The sequence below is a fragment of the Sulfurovum lithotrophicum genome (assembly GCF_000987835.1).
In the GTDB taxonomy this organism is placed as follows: Bacteria; Campylobacterota; Campylobacteria; order Campylobacterales; family Sulfurovaceae; genus Sulfurovum; species Sulfurovum lithotrophicum.
The window spans coordinates 639,116-657,441 of the sequence record NZ_CP011308.1 but is presented as its reverse complement, the minus strand read 5'-3'; the positions used below and the strand labels follow the sequence as shown (position 1 = coordinate 657,441).

At 45.9% G+C, this 18,326-nt stretch carries 19 protein-coding genes and 8 tRNA genes; 9 read left to right on the top strand and 18 right to left on the bottom strand.

Translation table 11 applies throughout. From position 1 onward, the window contains the following. Nucleotides 1-14 precede the first annotated feature (14 nt). The 12 genes from rplU to ileS all read right to left on the bottom strand — a co-directional run bounded on the left by rplU (nt 15) and on the right by ileS (nt 11,459). Nucleotides 15-320: a 50S ribosomal protein L21 gene (gene rplU, locus YH65_RS03155; RefSeq protein WP_012083541.1), complete on the bottom strand. Its 306-nt coding sequence runs from the start codon at nt 318-320 to the stop codon at nt 15-17. An 84-nt stretch (nt 321-404) separates the two neighbouring features. Beyond that, a complete protein-coding gene (locus YH65_RS03150; RefSeq protein ID WP_046550589.1) occupies nt 405-800 on the bottom strand; it encodes a RidA family protein in 396 nt (131 codons plus the stop codon). 10 nt (nt 801-810) lie between these two features. Further along, complete coding sequence (locus YH65_RS03145; RefSeq protein WP_046550588.1) at nt 811-1,152, bottom strand: hypothetical protein; 342 nt, start codon at nt 1,150-1,152, stop codon at nt 811-813. Nucleotides 1,153-1,189: 37 nt separating this feature from the next. Further along, nucleotides 1,190-1,879, bottom strand: coding sequence for a HesA/MoeB/ThiF family protein (locus YH65_RS03140; RefSeq protein ID WP_425427565.1), 690 nt, complete (start codon nt 1,877-1,879; stop codon nt 1,190-1,192). A gap of 12 nt (nt 1,880-1,891) precedes the next feature. After that, entirely contained in the window at nt 1,892-2,713 is an 822-nt protein-coding gene (locus tag YH65_RS03135) for a carbon-nitrogen hydrolase family protein (protein WP_046550586.1), read from the bottom strand. Beyond that, nucleotides 2,713-2,925, bottom strand: coding sequence for an exodeoxyribonuclease VII small subunit (xseB, locus tag YH65_RS03130; RefSeq protein ID WP_046550585.1), 213 nt, complete (start codon nt 2,923-2,925; stop codon nt 2,713-2,715). Before xseB ends, YH65_RS03135 begins: the two co-directional genes overlap by 1 nt. Nucleotides 2,926-2,965: 40 nt before the next feature. After that, nucleotides 2,966-4,066 carry a homoserine O-acetyltransferase MetX gene (metX, locus tag YH65_RS03125; RefSeq protein WP_046550584.1) on the bottom strand — a complete coding sequence of 367 codons (1,101 nt, stop codon included), beginning with the start codon at nt 4,064-4,066 and terminating at the stop codon, nt 2,966-2,968. A gap of 327 nt (nt 4,067-4,393) precedes the next feature. Then, complete coding sequence (locus YH65_RS03120; protein ID WP_046550583.1) at nt 4,394-5,656, bottom strand: O-acetylhomoserine aminocarboxypropyltransferase/cysteine synthase family protein; 1,263 nt, start codon at nt 5,654-5,656, stop codon at nt 4,394-4,396. Between the two features lie 108 nt (nt 5,657-5,764). Further along, on the bottom strand, nt 5,765-7,210 hold the full coding sequence (guaB, locus tag YH65_RS03115; protein ID WP_046550582.1) for an IMP dehydrogenase: 1,446 nt from the start codon (nt 7,208-7,210) through the stop codon (nt 5,765-5,767). 18 nt (nt 7,211-7,228) lie between these two features. Then, entirely contained in the window at nt 7,229-8,572 is a 1,344-nt protein-coding gene (gene gatA / locus YH65_RS03110; RefSeq protein ID WP_046550581.1) for an Asp-tRNA(Asn)/Glu-tRNA(Gln) amidotransferase subunit GatA, read from the bottom strand. Next, on the bottom strand, nt 8,572-8,703 hold the full coding sequence (locus YH65_RS11700) for a hypothetical protein (protein WP_281175043.1): 132 nt from the start codon (nt 8,701-8,703) through the stop codon (nt 8,572-8,574). The genes gatA and YH65_RS11700 overlap by 1 nt, the downstream gene beginning before the upstream one ends. Next, on the bottom strand, nt 8,703-11,459 hold the full coding sequence (ileS, locus tag YH65_RS03105) for an isoleucine--tRNA ligase (protein ID WP_046550580.1): 2,757 nt from the start codon (nt 11,457-11,459) through the stop codon (nt 8,703-8,705). Before ileS ends, YH65_RS11700 begins: the two co-directional genes overlap by 1 nt. A 93-nt stretch (nt 11,460-11,552) precedes the next feature. On the opposite strand from ileS, the gene YH65_RS03100 reads away from it, so the two are divergent. From YH65_RS03100 to YH65_RS03060, 9 genes are all read left to right on the top strand, one after another. Beyond that, the gene (locus YH65_RS03100) at nt 11,553-12,035 is read left to right on the top strand and encodes a CinA family protein (RefSeq protein ID WP_046550579.1); all 483 of its coding nucleotides are present in this window, start codon (nt 11,553-11,555) and stop codon (nt 12,033-12,035) included. A gap of 82 nt (nt 12,036-12,117) precedes the next feature. Continuing rightward, nucleotides 12,118-12,193, top strand: a tRNA-Lys gene (locus YH65_RS03095). A gap of 17 nt (nt 12,194-12,210) precedes the next feature. Beyond that, a tRNA-Asp gene (locus YH65_RS03090) sits at nt 12,211-12,287 on the top strand. A 24-nt stretch (nt 12,288-12,311) separates the two neighbouring features. After that, nucleotides 12,312-12,387 (top strand) — tRNA-Lys (locus tag YH65_RS03085). Between the two features lie 20 nt (nt 12,388-12,407). Continuing rightward, a tRNA-Val gene (locus YH65_RS03080) sits at nt 12,408-12,483 on the top strand. Between the two features lie 27 nt (nt 12,484-12,510). Then, nucleotides 12,511-12,586: transfer RNA gene (locus YH65_RS03075), tRNA-Glu, on the top strand. 23 nt (nt 12,587-12,609) lie between these two features. Continuing rightward, nucleotides 12,610-12,685: transfer RNA gene (locus YH65_RS03070), tRNA-Val, on the top strand. Nucleotides 12,686-12,836: 151 nt separating this feature from the next. Beyond that, a tRNA-Asp gene (locus YH65_RS03065) sits at nt 12,837-12,913 on the top strand. 40 nt (nt 12,914-12,953) lie between these two features. Next, nucleotides 12,954-13,040 (top strand) — tRNA-Leu (locus tag YH65_RS03060). Nucleotides 13,041-13,160: 120 nt separating this feature from the next. On the opposite strand, the gene YH65_RS03055 is transcribed toward YH65_RS03060, so the two are convergent. The 6 genes from YH65_RS03055 to YH65_RS03030 all read right to left on the bottom strand — a co-directional run bounded on the left by YH65_RS03055 (nt 13,161) and on the right by YH65_RS03030 (nt 18,319). Beyond that, nucleotides 13,161-13,679 carry a DUF805 domain-containing protein gene (locus YH65_RS03055; RefSeq protein WP_046550578.1) on the bottom strand — a complete coding sequence of 173 codons (519 nt, stop codon included), beginning with the start codon at nt 13,677-13,679 and terminating at the stop codon, nt 13,161-13,163. A 15-nt stretch (nt 13,680-13,694) separates the two neighbouring features. Beyond that, entirely contained in the window at nt 13,695-14,987 is a 1,293-nt protein-coding gene (gene hisD, locus YH65_RS03050; RefSeq protein WP_046550577.1) for a histidinol dehydrogenase, read from the bottom strand. 39 nt (nt 14,988-15,026) lie between these two features. Then, complete coding sequence (locus tag YH65_RS03045; RefSeq protein WP_046550576.1) at nt 15,027-15,944, bottom strand: 1-aminocyclopropane-1-carboxylate deaminase/D-cysteine desulfhydrase; 918 nt, start codon at nt 15,942-15,944, stop codon at nt 15,027-15,029. A 92-nt stretch (nt 15,945-16,036) separates the two neighbouring features. After that, the gene (gene fbaA / locus YH65_RS03040; RefSeq protein ID WP_046550575.1) at nt 16,037-17,110 is read right to left on the bottom strand and encodes a class II fructose-bisphosphate aldolase; all 1,074 of its coding nucleotides are present in this window, start codon (nt 17,108-17,110) and stop codon (nt 16,037-16,039) included. Nucleotides 17,111-17,131: 21 nt separating this feature from the next. Continuing rightward, nucleotides 17,132-17,614 (bottom strand): hypothetical protein, encoded by a 483-nt coding sequence (locus YH65_RS03035; RefSeq protein ID WP_046550574.1) that lies wholly within the window; start codon nt 17,612-17,614, stop codon nt 17,132-17,134. Between the two features lie 57 nt (nt 17,615-17,671). Beyond that, nucleotides 17,672-18,319: a hypothetical protein gene (locus YH65_RS03030; protein WP_046550573.1), complete on the bottom strand. Its 648-nt coding sequence runs from the start codon at nt 18,317-18,319 to the stop codon at nt 17,672-17,674. Between the last annotated feature and the right edge of the window lie 7 nt (nt 18,320-18,326).

Below are 18,326 nucleotides of genomic sequence, written 5' to 3'. Positions count from 1 at the left end.
GCTCCTTCTGTTACTTATGCGATTTTAGTAATTCTTACTCTTGTAAAGTCTCTTCTGAAACCTCTTTTGAGTTTTGAATCTTTTCTTCTTCTTTTCTTATAGATGATCACTTTCTTGTCTCTACCTTCGTTGATCACCTCACCTTTAACAACCGCACCCTCTACAAAAGGAGTACCGACTGTTAATTCACCGTTGTCTACTGCAAGAACTTCTTTGAATTCTACTGCTGATTTTGGCTCAAGACCCATATTGTCAAAACAGATGATATCACCCTCTTGAACTTTGAATTGTTGGCCACTTGCTTTAATGATTGCGTACATTGCAAACCCTTTACTATCTGTGTATTTTAAAAAGTTTGAGATTATACCCAAACAATGTTTAATATTTTTTTAAAGTATTATATATTATCCGAAATCGACATGACGGTCTGCGAACGCAATACATTCTATCTCGACCAGAGCATTCATAGGCAGTGATCTGACAGCCACCGTACTTCGTGCAGGCTTATGTGTGCCGAAATAGTGGGCATAGACCTTGTTCACTGTTTCAAAATCATTCATGTCTGCCAGATAGATCGTTGTCTTGATCACATCGGAGAACTCGGCACCTGCCGCGGCGAGGACATAAAAAAGATTTTTAATGACCTGATGTGTCTGCTGCTCTACTCCGCGTGTTTCCATATTACCGTCAGGCATCAGTGCGATCTGTCCTGAAGTATAGACCAGTCCGTTTGCGACGATAGCCTGTGAATAGGGCCCTATTGCTTTTGGTGCTTCATCTGTTGCTACAATTCTTGCCATGTATTATCCTTTATTTTGTATTTCTCTCATAAAAAATATAAGAAGTCGAATAGTCTGAAAATTCAAAATAGACTTTCTTTTCACCGGGATCCACTTTCCCGTTTAAATTAACGTCATCTATACCGTAACCGTAGCGGTAAGGTCTCATTTTGCCGTCATTGGTTCCATATGCCGTGGAAACTTTGTCGATCTTGACGAATTTATGTACCAGTTTGTCCCCGGCATAAATGTCAAGCACTCCATTGGTCCCTGTCCAGTTCTGCAGTGAGCGGCTGAGTGAGTTCTGCGTCTCCTGCGTACACCCGGCAATGAATAACATACCCAGAATAGACAATGCTATTTTGTATCTCATGATGCTGTCCTTTTCTTTTTGTATAATTGTATCACTACTATACTTTTGGCATGCCAAATTTCTGAGTGATCAATTCACCCTCTTCATTGAAATAGAGATAATAGAGCTTGTCTTTCACAACAGGCAGACCGGCAAGGTAACGCAGTGCCAAATTGGCCTGGAGCGAACCGATATGCATCACGATCGGTGCAGCGATACCTCCCGGTTTATGGTCGGAGATATTGAAGACCTGAAAATCAGCCACATCAAAGAAACAGACCTGTCCGTTGAACTCTTCAACAGAAGCATAGATCCAGGGAGTCTTGCTTGTTTTAGCATACTTGTCTATCTCTCCTCTGACAGGAAGATTGTCCGTGGCATCGAGGATGAGGTCATAACGGTTCCCCATCTCTTTGAAATCATCGAAGGGCATATCGAAAGCCACGGCTTTCACAAAAGGATTTTTCACTTCGATGAGTTTGACAACCGCCTTGGCTTTGTTCTTTCCTTCATCCTCAAGCGTAAAAGCGATCTGCCGGTGGATATTGTGTATTGAGACAGTATCAAAATCGACCATATGTATCTCACCGATACCTGAAGTACCCAGAGCCATGGCCAATGTCGATCCCAACCCGCCCGAACCGATAATGGCAATCTTTTTGGCTTGCAGGGACTTTTGTGTCTGTTCTCCCCAAAGCTGTATCTGTCTGTTGAAATACTCTTCGGGTGTAAGTATATTGTCTGTCATCTGCATCTTTTCCTATTTACTTAGATCTTCACGCTGTTTCAGTTCTCTTTCAAATCCCCAGCTCTTTCGGTGTTCTGTGACCTGGGCTTTGTCTATGACCTCAATGAGCATGGACTCCTTGTCCTCAAGCATCATCTCCACTTCACCTTCGGGAGAGACCAGCATCGTGTCACCATAGAACTTCCATTTCACCTCATTATCGCTGTATTCTCCAAGACGGTTGGCCCGAAGAATAAAACAGCCGTGCAGAAAGGCTTTGGTCTTGATGATCTCTCTCCAGCGGTTATGCGAACCGAATGTGGAAGCGGTAGGAAGCAGTACGAGGTCAATCTTTTTCTGCGTCACAGCCTGCCAGAAAGGATCAAAGTGCAGTTCAAACCCGGCCATGACCATGACCCTGAAACCTTTAATCATAAATGTCATCGGTGCTTTGAGTGGAGCGACTTTGTTTGTAAAGAACTTCTTTTCATTCCAGTGCGCATAGGGAAGCAGGATCTGCTGTTCATAATATTTGGTATATTTTGGTGTCACCTTTACGATGGTTTTGTGGTAACCATCTTTCTTGGTAACAATGATGGGTGCAATGAAGATGATGTCATACTTCACGGCAAGGCTTTTCAAGAGTTCCATATGTTTTCGGCTTTGCTCTTTGACCATATTGGGTGCCATCGTCGTGAACTCTTTAAAGAAATGGTTTAGTACATACTCACCAAGCAGCATCAGATCGGCACCCCTGCTGTGGGCCTGTTTGAGATAGAACTCAAGGCGTGTCGCGTTCATGCCCAGCGTCGGCAGCTGCAGTGCGGCAATGACAAGCTGTCTGGAAGAAGCCATTAGAAGTCATCCTCGGAAAGATGCTGGTTTTTCTGATCGATCACAGTGATCTTTGTTTTTGCCTCTTCAATGAGTTTTTGAGCTTCTTTGATGTTCTTCAGGCCTTCTTCATACAGTTTAACGGACTCTTCCAATGTGATCTCAGGGTCCATCAGCTTTTCAAGCAGCTCTTTGGAATATGCCAGTTTCTCTTCAAATGTTTTGTTTTTCATTCATATATCCTTTGTAGTGCGTAGTTACGCACCCTACAGTTTAACACCGATTCAGCACTTCAGCTATATGTTGTTCAAATTTATCCAACTCAACCAGGAAAGCATCATGCCCATAGTCACTTTTTACTTCCAGATAGGTATGTTTCTGTCCGTTTCGCTCCATCATTCTGGCGATATGTGCCATCTCCGATGGGAAGAAGAGATAGTCCGAAGAGAAGGAGATCAGATGCACGTTCGACTTGATCCTCATGATAGCCTCATGCAGCGAATCATACCCTCTGCTCAGATTGAAAGTATTAATTGCCTTGACGATATAAAGGTAGGAAAGAGGGTCAAAGATACGCGAAAAATTGTTGGTATTGTATTCCATATAGCGTTCCACTTCATAGCGTCCAAAAAGTTCGAAAAGGCCGTCATTGCTGACATAATTCCTTCCAAATTTTTCATCCATAGATATCGGAGAGAGATAGGAGATATGCCCGGCAATACGCCCGATCGCCAATCCATCCATCCCCTCCTCTTTAAAGGCATCCTTATCATAGTTTCCATGTTCAAAACGGGGATCTCTCCGGATCGCCTCAACCGCTACCTTGTTGAATGCAATAGTCCAGGGACGTGTTGCATAGGTAGCTGCCAGTGAAATGACATGGTCTGCAAGATTGGGATAATCCACTGCAAACTGAAGTGCCTGCATACCGCCCATTGAACCACCTACGATCGCTTTGAGATGATAGATACCAAGGGAGGAGAGCAACTGCATCTGTGCTCTGATCATATCTTTGATGGTCACTACGGGGAATTTCAGCCGATAGGGTTCCAGTAAAGGGTAACTTTCACTCATCGGCCCCGTACTGCCAAAACACGAACCCACCACATTGGTACAGATGACAAAATGTTCTGTCGTATCAATTGCTTTTCCATCACCTATAAGACCGTCCCACCAGCCCGGTTTCCTGTCACCCTCGTACGTTCCGGCAGCATGATGTGAACCACTCAACGCATGGCAGACAAGTACAACATTGGACTTGTCTTCATTCAGTTCACCGTAGGTCTCATACGCTACTTCGTACGGTTCCAATATACGCCCGCTTTCAAGGTACAGGGGTGAAGAGAAATGTGCTGTTTTCGTTTCGATTTTCATAGACGGCTTTTACGGTTGGATTTGAATGGTAGTATTTTATCCAATTTGCGCTTTTGTTTCGTAGGGTGCGTAAACACGCACTTTACCTTAAAATCACACAAAGTGTGCTCTGTCTCTGCGAACGACCTTGAAAGCGTAGCGATTCGAGAGCAGAGACGATTTTTTTGCTTCTGCCTACATGGCTACGTTATACTTCGACCATTACGGTTCCGAAACTATAAACGACAAGCAGTTGTCATTTACTTTACGTTTCTCATCTAAAAAAAATGAAGAGGGCAGCACCGCCTCGATTTAAAACAAGAGGATATTTTGGCAAAGGAATATACCCTAAGCCAAAGCATTCTCAAGATCGTCAATAAGATCCTGCGTATCTTCCAGACCGACACTGAGCCTAATGAGCCCGCCCGGCACACCTGCAGATATAAGCTCCTGTGCCGAAAGTTGCTGGTGCGTCGTACTTGCAGGGTGAGTGATGATGGACTTACTGTCACCGATGTTCACCACCACAGCAAAGATCTCTGTACTATCAGCGATCTTCTGCGCCATCTCCCTGCTTTCCACTTCAAAAGAGAGCAGACCACTTGCCATACCGTCCTTAAAGTATTTTTCTATCAGGTAATGCTGCGGTGAACTTTTCAGTCCCGGATAGTTCACTTTTTTGACTTTGGGATGCGCTTCGAGGAATTCCGCGATCGCCAGTGCCGAAGCCGAATGCTGTTTCATACGAAGCGGCAGATGCTCCAGTCCCTGAATATGCAGCCAGGAGTTGAAAGGGCTGGGTGCACCGCCAAGGTCACGAAGCAATGCCAGTCTAACCCTCAACGTAAATAATGGAAGGTGAAGATCACTGTAAACAAGTCCATGATAACTGGCATCCGGTTCATTGAAATGATAATAGCGGTCATTTCCCTTAATCTTCTCTACCAGATTTTCCCTCTCGACAATGATACCGCCCAGAGCAAGCCCCTGCCCCGTCGTATATTTGCTTGTACTGTGTACCGAGAGGTCAACGCCATGCGCAAGCGGCTTGCAGATGATCGGTGTTGCTACGGTATTGTCCACACAGGTCAAAATACTGTGTTTATCAGCAATAGCCACGATCGCATCGATATCGGCCACATCGATGCTTGGGTTGGTGATACTCTCAAAAATGATCAGTTTTGTCTTCTCATCGACCAGCCCTTCAATCTGGGAAGGGTCAGTCACATCAAAATAACGTGTCTCGATACCAAATCGCTTGATGGTATGTCCTGTCAGTGTCGTCGTTCCGCCATAGACCTGTTTTGCCACAATGATGTTGTCGCCCGCTTCCGCCACATTGGCGATCGCATAGAAGATCGCTGCCATACCTGATGCCGTTCCTATGGCCGCTGCACCGCCTTCCAGTGCGGCAAAACGCTTCTCGAACACGTCGGTCGTTGGGTTCATTAAACGTGTATAGATATTGCCAAGCTCCTTGAGGGCAAAAAGGTTTGCCGCATGTTCCGTGTCTCTGAACTCATAGGCTGTTGTCTGGTAGATTGGTACAGCCATGGTCCCCATGGCATCTTTGTCGTATCCTGCATGGATCGCAAGTGTCTGTTCGTGCATTACTGTTCCTTATTAACTTTTATTGATAAATTATAGCTTGTGCTTGCTTGAAGTTTGAGTGAAATGGAAGATCCACCTTAAAAAAGGTGGAATAATGAAATAAGGATATTACCCGTGATAGTTAGGACTTTCTTTCGTAATGGTTACATCATGCACATGTGACTCTTTCAATCCGGCAGAGGTGATCTCGACGAATTCCGCTTTCTCCCAGAACATTTTGATGCTCTCCGATCCACAGTACCCCATGGATGAACGGAGTCCGCCGATCATCTGGTGTACCACATCTGCGATCTTTCCACGGTAAGGTACACGTCCTTCGATCCCTTCGGGAACGAGTTTGTCCGCTGCGGTTCCCTCCTGGAAGTATCTGTCTGTACTTCCTTTGGTCATCGCACCGATACTGCCCATACCACGGTATTCCTTGAACTGTCTTCCGTTATAGATGATCATTTCACCCGGAGCTTCGTATGTTCCTGCCAGTGCAGAACCGAGCATGACACAGCTTCCGCCGACTGCAAGCGCTTTGGCAACGTCACCGGAGTATTTGATACCGCCGTCGGCGATCACCGGGACACCCGCTTTGTTGGCAACTTCTGCCACTTCATCGATAGCGGAGATCTGGGGTACCCCTACACCCGCAACGATACGTGTCGTACAGATGGAACCGGGCCCGATACCTACTTTCACACCATCCGCTCCGGCTTCAATGAGATCCAGAGCCGCTGCACCGGTTGCGATGTTCCCTGCGATCACATCTACATCCAACTCTTTTTTGATGATCTTGACCGTATCAATGATACCCTGGGAGTGTCCATGCGCAGAGTCAAGCACAATGACATCTACACCTGCTTCAACCAGTGCTTTGGCTCTGTCAAGCTGTCCGACACCGATGGCGGCTGCCACTCTGAGACGACCGAATTCATCTTTGTTCGCATTGGGGAACTGTACTTTTTTCTCGATATCTTTGATCGTGATCAGGCCCTTCAGTTTGCCATCATCATCCACGATAGGAAGCTTTTCGATCTTGTGTTTTTGCAGTACCTTGGCCGCCTCTTCGAGGGTCGTACCTTTTTTGGCTGTCACAAGCGGAGCCGGTGTCATCGTATCTGCCACTTTGAGGCTCATATCGGTAATAAAACGCATATCACGGTTGGTGATGATACCGATGAGTTTCTTGTTGGAATCCACTACGGGTACACCTGAAATTCTGTATTCGCCCATCAACGCATCCGCTTCGCCTACCGTTGCATCCGGACTGATATAGATAGGGTCTATAATGATCCCGCTCTCTGACTTTTTGACCTTTTTGACTTGAAGTGCCTGTGTGGCTACATCCATATTTTTATGGATCACACCGATACCGCCCAGTCTTGCCATCGCAATGGCTGCTTTAAACTCTGTTACCGTATCCATTGCGGCAGAGACAATAGGAATATTGAGAGAAACATTACGTGTCAATTGTGTCTTGACACTAACCTCTTTGGGAAGGACCGTTGAGTGCTGCGGGACCAGTAGTACATCTTCGAATGTAAGTGCTCTTTTTTTAATGTTCATTATATATTCCTTCGTAATTTATTTTGTATAGTTAACTGCTTTTTCCATACTGGCAGCACCGTTAAAGAGAGTTTTTTCATCAAAAGCTTTTGCGATCAGCTGTAGGCCGATTGGCATACCTTCGTCATTTTTTTCCACAGGGAGCGAGATACCGGGAAGCCCTGCAAGGTTCACGCCCAGCGTATACATATCGCTCTTGTACATTTCGAGAGGATCATGGATCGAGCCGATCTTTGGAGCCACGGACGGAGCGACCGGAGAGAGAATGAGGTCTGCTTCCTCAAAAATACTGTTGTACCCGTCGCGGATCAAGTGTCTTACCTTCTGTGCTTTGACATAGTAGGCATCGTAATATCCAGAAGAGAGCACGAAGTTACCAAGCATGATACGTCTTTTGACCTCTTCACCAAAACCTTCGCTTCTTGTGTTAAAGAAGAGTTCTTCGGTGTTCTTCGCTTCCGCTCTTCGTCCGTAGCGTACTCCGTCATAGCGAGCAAGGTTCGTAGCGGCTTCCGCTGTGGCAAGTACATAATATGTGGCAATGTCATACTTGGTCTTTGACATCTCTTTGTGTACAATAGTATGTCCTGCTGCTGCAAGTTTTTCTACGGTTGCGTTAAAAGCACTTTGTATATTTGCATCCGCAGCCTCGACATGTGAATCTATGACAGCAATGGTCAGTTTCACATCGGGGTTGAGATTGTTGGCAATATCTTCTATCTCGAAATCTGCAGAGGTGGAGTCTTTCTCATCGTGTCCCTTGATCGCATCATACAAAATAGCCGCATCTTCTACGTTCTGGGCAATAGGCCCTATCTGATCAAGACTTGAAGCATAGGCGGAAAGTCCAAAACGGCTGACCCTTCCATAAGTCGGTTTCATCCCCACAACACCGCAGTAAGCCGCCGGCTGGCGGATGGAACCGCCCGTATCGGAGCCCAGTGCAGCAATAGCGATACCTCCGGCAACCGCTGCCGCAGACCCTCCTGAAGAACCACCGGGGACTCTGTCAGTTCCGTGGGGGTTTTTCGTAGGACCATAGAAAGAGCTTTCCGTGGTCGACCCCATGGCAAATTCATCCATATTGGCACGTCCGAATGCCATCATCCCCTTGGCTTTGAGATTCTTGATGGCTGTCGCTTCATATGGGGCAACATAGCCCTGAAGGATCTTTGAACCAGAAGTGACAGGCCATCCTTTGACCTGTATGTTATCTTTAATGAGAATGGGAACGCCTTCTCCCGAACTCTCATAACCGACATAGGCATTCAGGTCCGACACCTTTGCCTTCTCTTCAAGTTCAGCCCTGAGTGCAGCCAATTCTTCACTGGATTTCGTCAATGCTTCTTTTAGTGTGATCACTACTCTTCCTTGCTCTTTTCTTTTTTCTTATAATAGGCCACTACGGCCAGACCGATTCCCACCAGACCAAAAATAAAAATGATCGATCCGACGATCACTTCCATCGGTACAGGCTGGGAGAGATCGAACATCAGGCACCTACCACTTTGGCACAGCGTTCACAAAGACAATCTTCCAATGTGCTGGTAAATCGCCAGCATCTCGGACATTTTTCCATAGTCGCTCTGTGTACGGTAAAGGTCTTTCCTTCCACTTCAAAAGAAGCAAGCTGTTCACCGTCACTGCTCTCTTTCACGGCAGAAACTACGAACCAATCTTCAAGGTCTTTATCGTCGCTGATAGAGAGAAGGTCTCTATCTCCTGCAATCTCAAGCTCCAGTGTCGCCTTGATGACCTTCTCTTTTTTCAGAGAATCAATCTCTTCTGAAAATTTCTCACGCGCTTCCAAAAGGATCGCATCATCGAAACTTGCCGCTGTTTCAGGTACCGCTTCATAGACAAGGTCAAAGACATTTTCCATATCGCCTTTGAAAATGGCCGGCGCATATGCCAGGATCTCGTCTGCAGTATAGGTCAGTACCGGTGCAATCAGTCCCAGCATCGCTTTGGAAATCAATGCCATGGCCGACTGTGTCGCACGTCTGACATCCGAATCTTTCGCTTCACAGTAAAGCCTGTCTTTGGTAACGTCCATATAGATACCGCTGAGCTCGTTGGTAATGAAATGATTCAGTGTCGCAAAGCCTTTCAGGAAGTCATAGGTTTCAAAAGATTCTTTGACGGAAGCGAAGACATCACCTGCTTTGTTGAGTATCCATCTGTCGAGTTCGCCATAGGCATCTGCAGAGACCAAAGCATCCAGGTCATTGACATTTGCCAGCAAAAATCTGAATGTATTTCTGATCTTTCTGTACTGCTCCGCAGTCTGTTTCAAAATATCATCGGAGATCTTCTGGTCATTCTGATAGTCCGAAAGTGCGACCCAGAGTCTCAATATTTCAGAACCGAACTGTTTGACCACTTTTTCAGGCGCAACCACATTTCCTTTGGACTTGGACATCTTCTCACCCTTGGCATCCATGGTGAAACCGTGGGTGATGATGGTCTCGTATGGCGCAATACCGTTGATCGCGGAGGAGAGCAGCAGGGAGGACTGGAACCAGCCTCGGTGCTGGTCTGATCCTTCAAGGTAAAGTGATGCCGGGTAATTCCCCGCATCATAGTTGCCTGAACTCAAAACCGAATTCCATGTGGAACCACTGTCGAACCAGACATCGAGGATATCTTCGATCTTCTCAAGGTCATCAGGATCGTATTTGCTTCCTGACGGAAGAAGTTCGGCAATGCTCATCGAATACCATGCATCCGCACCGTGTTCGTCGAAGAGGGATGCCACATGTTCAAGTACATCTTCGTCGAAGATGACCGCTTTGGTGCTTTTTACCCTGAAAAAGGCTATCGGCACGCCCCAGCTTCTCTGACGCGAGATACACCAGTCCGGTCTGCCCTCAACCATCGGCTTCAGTCTGTTCTTTGAAGAAGCCGGATAGAAATCAACACTGTCTATGGCATCTACCGCTGCCTCTCTCAAAGTCTTGTCGGCACCTTTGGCAGCATCGTCGATGGAGATGAACCATTGATTCGTCGCTCTGTAGATCAGTGGTTTCTTTGTTCTCCAGCAGTGCGGGTAGGAGTGAGTGAACTTGCTGACCTTCAAAAGGTTATCCCCCAGGAGCTCCAGGATCGGCTCATTGGCTTTGAAAATGTGCATACCTACGAACTTTTCTGCATCCGGAAGCAGATCAAGACCAACTACAGACTCGTCATAACATCCGCGCTCATCCACAGGCATCACTACTTCAAGGCCGTTCTTTAATCCTACCTTATAGTCATCTTCACCGTGTCCAGGAGCGGTATGTACACACCCTGTACCACCATCCATCAGGACATGCTCTCCCAGTACTACTTTGGAAGGGCGTCCATTCAACGGATTGATCGCCAGCAGTCCGTCAAGTTCCGTTGCAGCGATTTTGCGTGAAGCATGTCCTGAGACCACTCCCTCTTCTATCATTGCATCGTAACGCGCATCTGCAACGATGTGTCCGTCATCGGTAAGCACATACATTTCATCAGGATTGATGGAAATACCGGTATTGGCAGGCAGTGTCCAGGGTGTCGTGGTCCAAATGACCAGTCCCGCTTTCCCCTCCAGTCCCAGCTTCTCTTTGGCTGCATCCGAGAGTTCGAAGTGTACATAGATGGAGTAATCTTCTTTATCTTCATACTCTACTTCTGCATCGGCCAAAGCCGTTCTCGCCGCCCATGACCAGAAGATCGGCTTGTGTCTCTCGACCAACAGTCCCCTTTTTGCCACTTCACAAAGTGTGCGGTAAATATTTGCTTCGAATTTGAAATCCATAGTCACATACGGGTTCTCCCAGTCGGCAACCACACCCAGAGATTTGAATTCGTCTCTCTGGATATCGACGAACTTGGCAGCATGTGCTCGGCAAAGTTCTCTGAACTTTTCTGTCGGCATCGCCTCTTTCTTGCTTTTACCGAGTTTCTCCTCGACCTTCTGCTCGATAGGAAGACCGTGGCAGTCCCAGCCCGGCGTCATACGGACCGCTTTACCCTGAAAATAGTTGTACTTCAGAATGATATCTTTAAGGATCTTGTTGAGTGCATGTCCAATATGGATGTCGCCGTTGGCATACGGAGGTCCGTCATGCAGCGTAAAGAGTTCTGCCCCTTCACGTTTGGCTTTCATCTGCTCATAAATATTGGTATCAAACCATGTTTTGTATTGTTTAGGCTCATTCGCCGGAAGATTTCCACGCATCGGAAAGTCTGTTTTTGGGAGGAGGAGGGTTTCTTTGAAATCCATTGTCGATAACACCTTCTTAGGGTTGCCCCTGATATATTATCCCGTGATTGTATCGAAATCCCGTTTAAAAGGTACTTTCGATACAATTTTCTTATGAAAGAGATTAGAAAAAAGACTGAGCAGATCATACATATACTCACCGAAAAGAAACAGACCATCACTTTTGCAGAAAGCTGTACAGGGGGTCGTATCGCAGCCGAATTTACCGCTGTCTCCGGCGCTTCCAACGTACTGCACGGCTCGGCCGTGACCTATTCCAACAAGATCAAACACCGGTGGCTTGGCGTAGATAACGATATACTGGAAAAATTTGGTGCAGTAAGCAGGGAATGTGTATCACAGATGCTTGACGGCATTGCTAAAATGGCAAAGGCGGACTATGCCATTGCCGTATCCGGCATAGCAGGTCCTACCGGCGGTACAGAACTCAAGCCGGTCGGCACTGTATACATAGGCATTAAAACACCTTCTGGTACAGAAATATATCACTGCCTTTTCCATGGGAACAGAGAAGAAGTGCAGAAGCAATCTGTCATCTTTGCTATTGAGAAACTAAGTCAGGCTATAAATTTTTAAATAATTTCAGAAATCTCTTGACAATCAAAGGTTTCTGAGCTATAATTCCGTCCACTTATTGCAAGTTAAACCTGCAAAATGTGACCCGTTAGCTCAGTTGGTAGAGCAACTCCCTTTTAAGGAGTGGGCCCTAGGTTCGAATCCTAGACGGGTCACCACTAGTATATATAAATGTGCGGCGGTAGTTCAGTTGGTTAGAATACCTGCCTGTCACGCAGGGGGTCGCGAGTTCGAGTCTCGTCCGCCGCGCCATTTATTTACAATTTTATCATCGTTGACCCGTTAGCTCAGTTGGTAGAGCAACTCCCTTTTAAGGAGTGGGCCCTAGGTTCGAATCCTAGACGGGTCACCACCACAACAGTTTCATAATTTGGTCGCTTAGCTCAGTTGGTAGAGCGCTACCCTTACAAGGTAGATGTCACAAGTTCGAGTCTTGTAGCGACCACCATTCAAATATGACTGTTTGGATCTAGATGACCCTTTCATCTAGTGGCCAAGGATGCTACGTTTTCATCGTAGTCACAGAGGTTCAAATCCTCTAGGGGTCGCCAACCTATCGTATGGCTCGATAGAAGGTCGCTTAGCTCAGTTGGTAGAGCGCTACCCTTACAAGGTAGATGTCACAAGTTCGAGTCTTGTAGCGACCACCATTTGAAAGAACGCGAAATGAGCAAAGCTCATCTTCAGCTACGTTAACACTGGGTTTTCTTCAGCAGAAAGCTTACAAAACTAGTTTTGTTCTGAAAGTCTTTTTTTAAAGAAAAAAAGATACAATATTTTTCAACCTTTTAAGGTTCAGGTGCGGCGGTAGTTCAGTTGGTTAGAATACCTGCCTGTCACGCAGGGGGTCGCGAGTTCGAGTCTCGTCCGCCGCGCCACTTCTTTACATTATAATCATAAAAATCCAATGATAAACACGCGGACATGGCGGAATTGGTAGACGCGCTAGATTCAGGTTCTAGTGGGAGCAATCCCGTGGAGGTTCGAGTCCTCTTGTCCGCACCACACTTGTTCAATTAGCAATTCCCATCACTAAAGCATTTATACTTTACAATACATATGTACGTTAAAAAATCAGGTATCTCAGGTGCGTGATTACACACCCTACAAAGAGAAGGGAAAACGCTATCTGTTCTTTCTGAAAGCATCACTCGGGATAAAAACCAGACAGAGGAACACGACCATATCGAACAGTTGAACGACCATGCTGCCGGTATTGGCATGTGTACCCGCGGTGCTGATCACTGTGCTCTCTGCCGTTTTGACAATGGCTGTGTTCACTTCCATAGACTGTACGGGGAAGAGTATGTTGAGTGTGATCGAGATGGCAATGAGCCCAAGGATCGTCCATACTGCAGGCAGGCCCATATCACGTATGCGCTTTGCCAGTATATTGACCTGCGCGACTATCATGGCTATGAAAAAGACCATAAACCCTGCCATGACGGCAAAGCCAAAGTGATCCATCAGCATTGCCTGAATTGCAAGGACATCTCCTCCCATGATCTTCTCTGTAGCTCCCACGGCGATTATAGCACCAAGAATAACGGCAACAGAGAGTACTATCAGCAAAAAATAATACCCGAGATACGCCAGCCTTTTCAGTCTTCCGTCAGCCCACTCTCCAAAATAAACTTTTAACATAATACGCCCTTTTATTTAGTTTCTTAAACGGATACGTACTGACTCTTCATGCGCAGTCAAACCTTCCGTATTGGCTATCATAGCACATTGTCCACCTATGTCGTCCATTCCCTTTTTGCTCATCATGATGATCGAGGACTTTTTCAGGAAATTTTCCACACTCAACGGCGAATAGAACTTTGCTGTTCCTCCCGTAGGCAGTGTATGGTTTGGGCCTGCAACATAGTCACCGATAGGCTCCGGTGTATTTTCGCCAAGGAAGATGGCCCCTGCATGTTTGATGCTGTCCAGCAGAGACATTGGATCTTTCGTCACCACTTCCAAGTGCTCTGGCGCGATCTCGTTCATCAGGTCGATCGCTTCGTCCATATCTTTTGTGACAATGATCGCTCCACGCTCTTCGATGGACTTTCTGGCAATCTCTTCACGAGAAAGTGTCCCGAGGAACTCCTCCACCTTGTCAGAGACCCTGTTCGCCAGTTCACTGTCTGTAGTGATGAGTATGGAGCTTGCCATCTCATCATGTTCCGCCTGCGAAAGCAGATCGATCGCAAGATAATCCTCTCTTGCGCTTTCATCCGCCAAGATGCCGATCTCACTCGGTCCCGCTATCATGTCGATATTCACTTCACCGTACACAAGCTTTTTGGCCGTCGCTACAAAGATGTTACCAGGACCCGTGATGACATCCACTTTTGGTATGGTCTCTGTTCCGTATGCCATCGCACCGATCGCAGAGGCACCGCCTACTCTAAATACTTTGGTGACTTTACAGAGGTGGCAGGCGGCAAGCAGCAGTTCATTCAGCTCATTGTCCGGAGCCGGTGTACAGACTATGATCTCCTCTACCCCGGCAACCTGGGCAGGAATGACATTCATCAGCAGGGAAGAAGGGTATGCCGCTTTTCCACCTGGGATGTAAAGTCCTGCCTTGTCCACAGCTGTCACCTTTTGACCCAGTATCGTACCGTTTTCCTCTTCATCCATCCAAGTCTTCGGCATCAATTTCTGGTGATAGGCCTCGATACGGTCATACGCCAGGTGCAATGCACCTCTCAGCTTCGGATCGATATTTTCATAGGCTTTTGCCATATCATTTGTCGAGACCAGAAGCTCATCATCACTTTGCGGCTCCCATCTATCAAATCTCGCGATCTGGGACTTTAATGCTTTGTTCCCATCTGTCTGTATCTCCTTTAGAAGGCCGGAAACGATACCAGTTACACCCTCTATATCCATTTTCCCGCGTTCGAGAAGTTCATTGAAGTTTCCTTCAAACGTGTCGTCGTTGCTGTAAAATATTTTCATTATCTACCTTTTTAGTACGTAATTACGCACCCTACAGTTTTATTTCCGGTATTTCCGTTCATACCTCGGGAGCATGCTTTCATTACCCAACAAACCGCCCTGATGAATATACAAAGTCGGCTTTGTAGTATATACTTCAGAATGCGCAAGTAACGTCCGCCATCCCAAAGGATCGTAAAGGAGATCGAACTCCACTCCCGTTTGTTGTTGTAATTTTAGCCAAATTTCGTAATTTTCTCTATAGAGTTTTCCAAAATGGTGTTTTTTATCCAGTGTAAGAATTCGAGGATGGTATTTTTCATCCTCTTCAAGCATAGAAAACTGTTTTTTCAGATAGGTACTGTCACCAACACAGGGACAGGTAAATACCTGGATTAATGATTGTCCTCGTTCCTGCGAGACTTCATGATGATTGATGATTGATAATGATTTTTGAAGATACAATGCTGTCGTACCTGTGCCAGACGGTAAAAAAACATTGAGTTCATCAATATGCTGTTCTTTTTGCCATTCAATGATCTCTTCAGCCAAAAGTCTGATGCCAAATGCTGCTTCTTTCTGTCTGCCACCCTCTGCAATGAAAAGCGTATTTTCTTCATCCTCCATCTTCCATCCTCCATCTTCCATCAAACGGCATTGCATACCGTTATTCAGTGCGGCTTTGTAGTTACCGTGAGGATTCTCTTTCAAATAATCTGCAATATGATCCACAAAATACTCAAACTCCCATCCTTTCATCTTTGCAAGAACGGAGAGTGAATACATCGCATTGGACTGGGATGAACCGTAGGAGACTGCTTTTTGGACATGGGGAAGATTATTTTGGAGAAAATAGTGGAATTTACGGGCTTTGTTACCGGAAAAATCCGGATGGATGAGATCATCTCTTTTGAGGTAGAAATGTTTGTTTTCAACAGTAATGGATTGGATTGGGGAAGGTAAAAAGAAGTGATTCATGATTTATAATGCTTGTAAGGTGCTGTCTCCAGACAGCACCATGAAAAATTATCGATTTTGGTGCCATGAGTGCACAGCACCCTACATGTCTCTCAATTGCGTCCCACGCAATTGAGATCTTCAAAGGCCTGTTCAAGACGCTTCACCATAGAAAGCTCACCTTCCCTCAGCCATTTTCTCGGGTCATAATAGCTCTTGTTCGGTTTGTCTTCTCCCTCTGGATTCCCGATCTGTCCCTGAAGATAGTCATGGTATTTCGCTTCATACTTACGCACACCATCCCAGAAAGCCCATTGGGTATCCGTATCAATATTCATTTTGATCACACCGTAGCCGATGGCTTCACGTATGTCGGAAAGTTCAGAACCCGAACCACCGTGGAAGACGAAATTGACAGGTTTTTTGGAAGTACCGTACTTCTCTTCGATATATGCCTGGGAGTTATCAAGAATCTTTGGTGTCAGTTGGACATTGCCCGGTTTGTAGACACCATGTACGTTACCGAACGATGCGGCGATCGTGAACATGTCTGAAACTTTCATAAGCTCTTCATAGGCATAGGCCACTTCTTCAGGCTGCGTATAAAGCAAAGAGTTGTCGATGTCCGTATTGTCTACACCGTCTTCTTCTCCACCGGTCACACCCAGTTCTATCTCAAGCGTCATACCGATCTTGCTCATTCGCTCAAGATAGGCTTTACATGTAGCGATATTCTCTTCGATGGGCTCTTCGGAAAGATCAATCATGTGTGAAGAGAAAAGCGGTGTACCGTGTGCTTTGAAATGTGCTTCACTGGCATCAAGAAGTGCATCGATCCAGGGAAGCAGTTTTCTCGATGCATGGTCCGTATGCAGGACTACCGGTACGCCATAGGCCTTCGCTACTGTATGCACATGCTGTGCACCGGAGATCGTACCCAGGATCGCAGCTTTATCAGAAGAAAGTCCTTTCCCTGCATAGTAGGCACCGCCACCGTTCGAGAACTGTACAATGACAGGAGAATTGACGTTTTTGGCAGATTCCAATACCGCGTTGATCGAAGAGGTGCTGACCACATTTACTGCCGGAATAGCATATTCTTCTTTTTTTGCGATCCTGAAGAGTATTTGAAGGTCATCACCCGTAACGACACCCGTCTCTAGAATATCCAATACTTTTGTAGGCATATTACATTTTCTCCAATAAGATTACTTTAGTTTGATTTTTGCATTTTTCATCAAGTCGGCAACAACCTTTTCCTGAGCCACTTTCATCTTGATATTTTTCTCTACGGCATCAAATGGAGGGAATGCTTTTTTTGGATTCGCTTTTTCCGCTGCTGCTTTCAGTTTTTCATACGCGTCTTTCACCTCTTTGTCTGAAAGCTTGACCTCAGACATCTTTTTTTGTATCCAGAGGTTACTGAGCGCTACATCTTTTTCTTTCTGTGTCAACTCTTTTTTTGCTTTGACCGCTGCAAGCTTGCTCGGTGCAATCATTTTGAGTACCTGTTCTTTCTGCTCTTTGTTAATTTTATCCCAGCTTGCCTGACCTCTGCTGATCACGTTGAGTGCTTTATTTGCTTCTGCTACTGAGATTTCCATGCCGTTTACTGTTCCTGCTGTTTCGGCAGACAGTGTCAAAGTAGTCAATACCAAAGCAAGCCCCACCGTTTTTAGTGTTTTTTTCATTTTATACCTTCGTGATTTTTTGTATATATTCTACCGTTTTTTATCTAAACCGGGGTTTTAAGGCTTTCGTATCATCATAGGCGGCAGTGCTGTAGGTGCAGCCACTTCGATTTTGACATCTTTCATCAGACCGTCCATGATCTTCTTCTCAAGTATCTGACTTTTCATCTTGTTCTTGACACTCTCGAACGGAGGAAGGATAGTGTTGGTAGCATTACGTTCCATTGCCTTTTGTTTCAATTGATTATACAGCATTTGAACTTCTGCATCTGTTACAGTGACTTTTGCAGCCTGTTTGCGTATCCAGGCACTGACATAAGCCCCTTCCTTTTCCTGCTCGGAGAGTTCTTTTTTAGCCTGACTTGCCATCAATAGAGGCAAACTGAGTTCCCTGACCAATCTTAACTGCTGATCTTTAGGGAGAGCATCGAAATCCGTAATTTTACCTTTGGTTCTCGATTTAATGTAGGCATCCGCCTCTTTTTTACGGATCTTGTAACCGTCAACAGTAGCAATAACGGCATGGGAAGATCTTGATTTGACCGGTCCACCTATTGGCATGTCAAGTCTGCTGAGATCCACCATACCCGGTGTTGCATCTTTTTCATGTACCATGTGTGACAGATGAGTCTTCAGTATGTCGGCAGACAGTGAACTTACAAGTATCCCAAACGACATACCTGCAGCTACAGCAATTTTTCTCATATTTTTC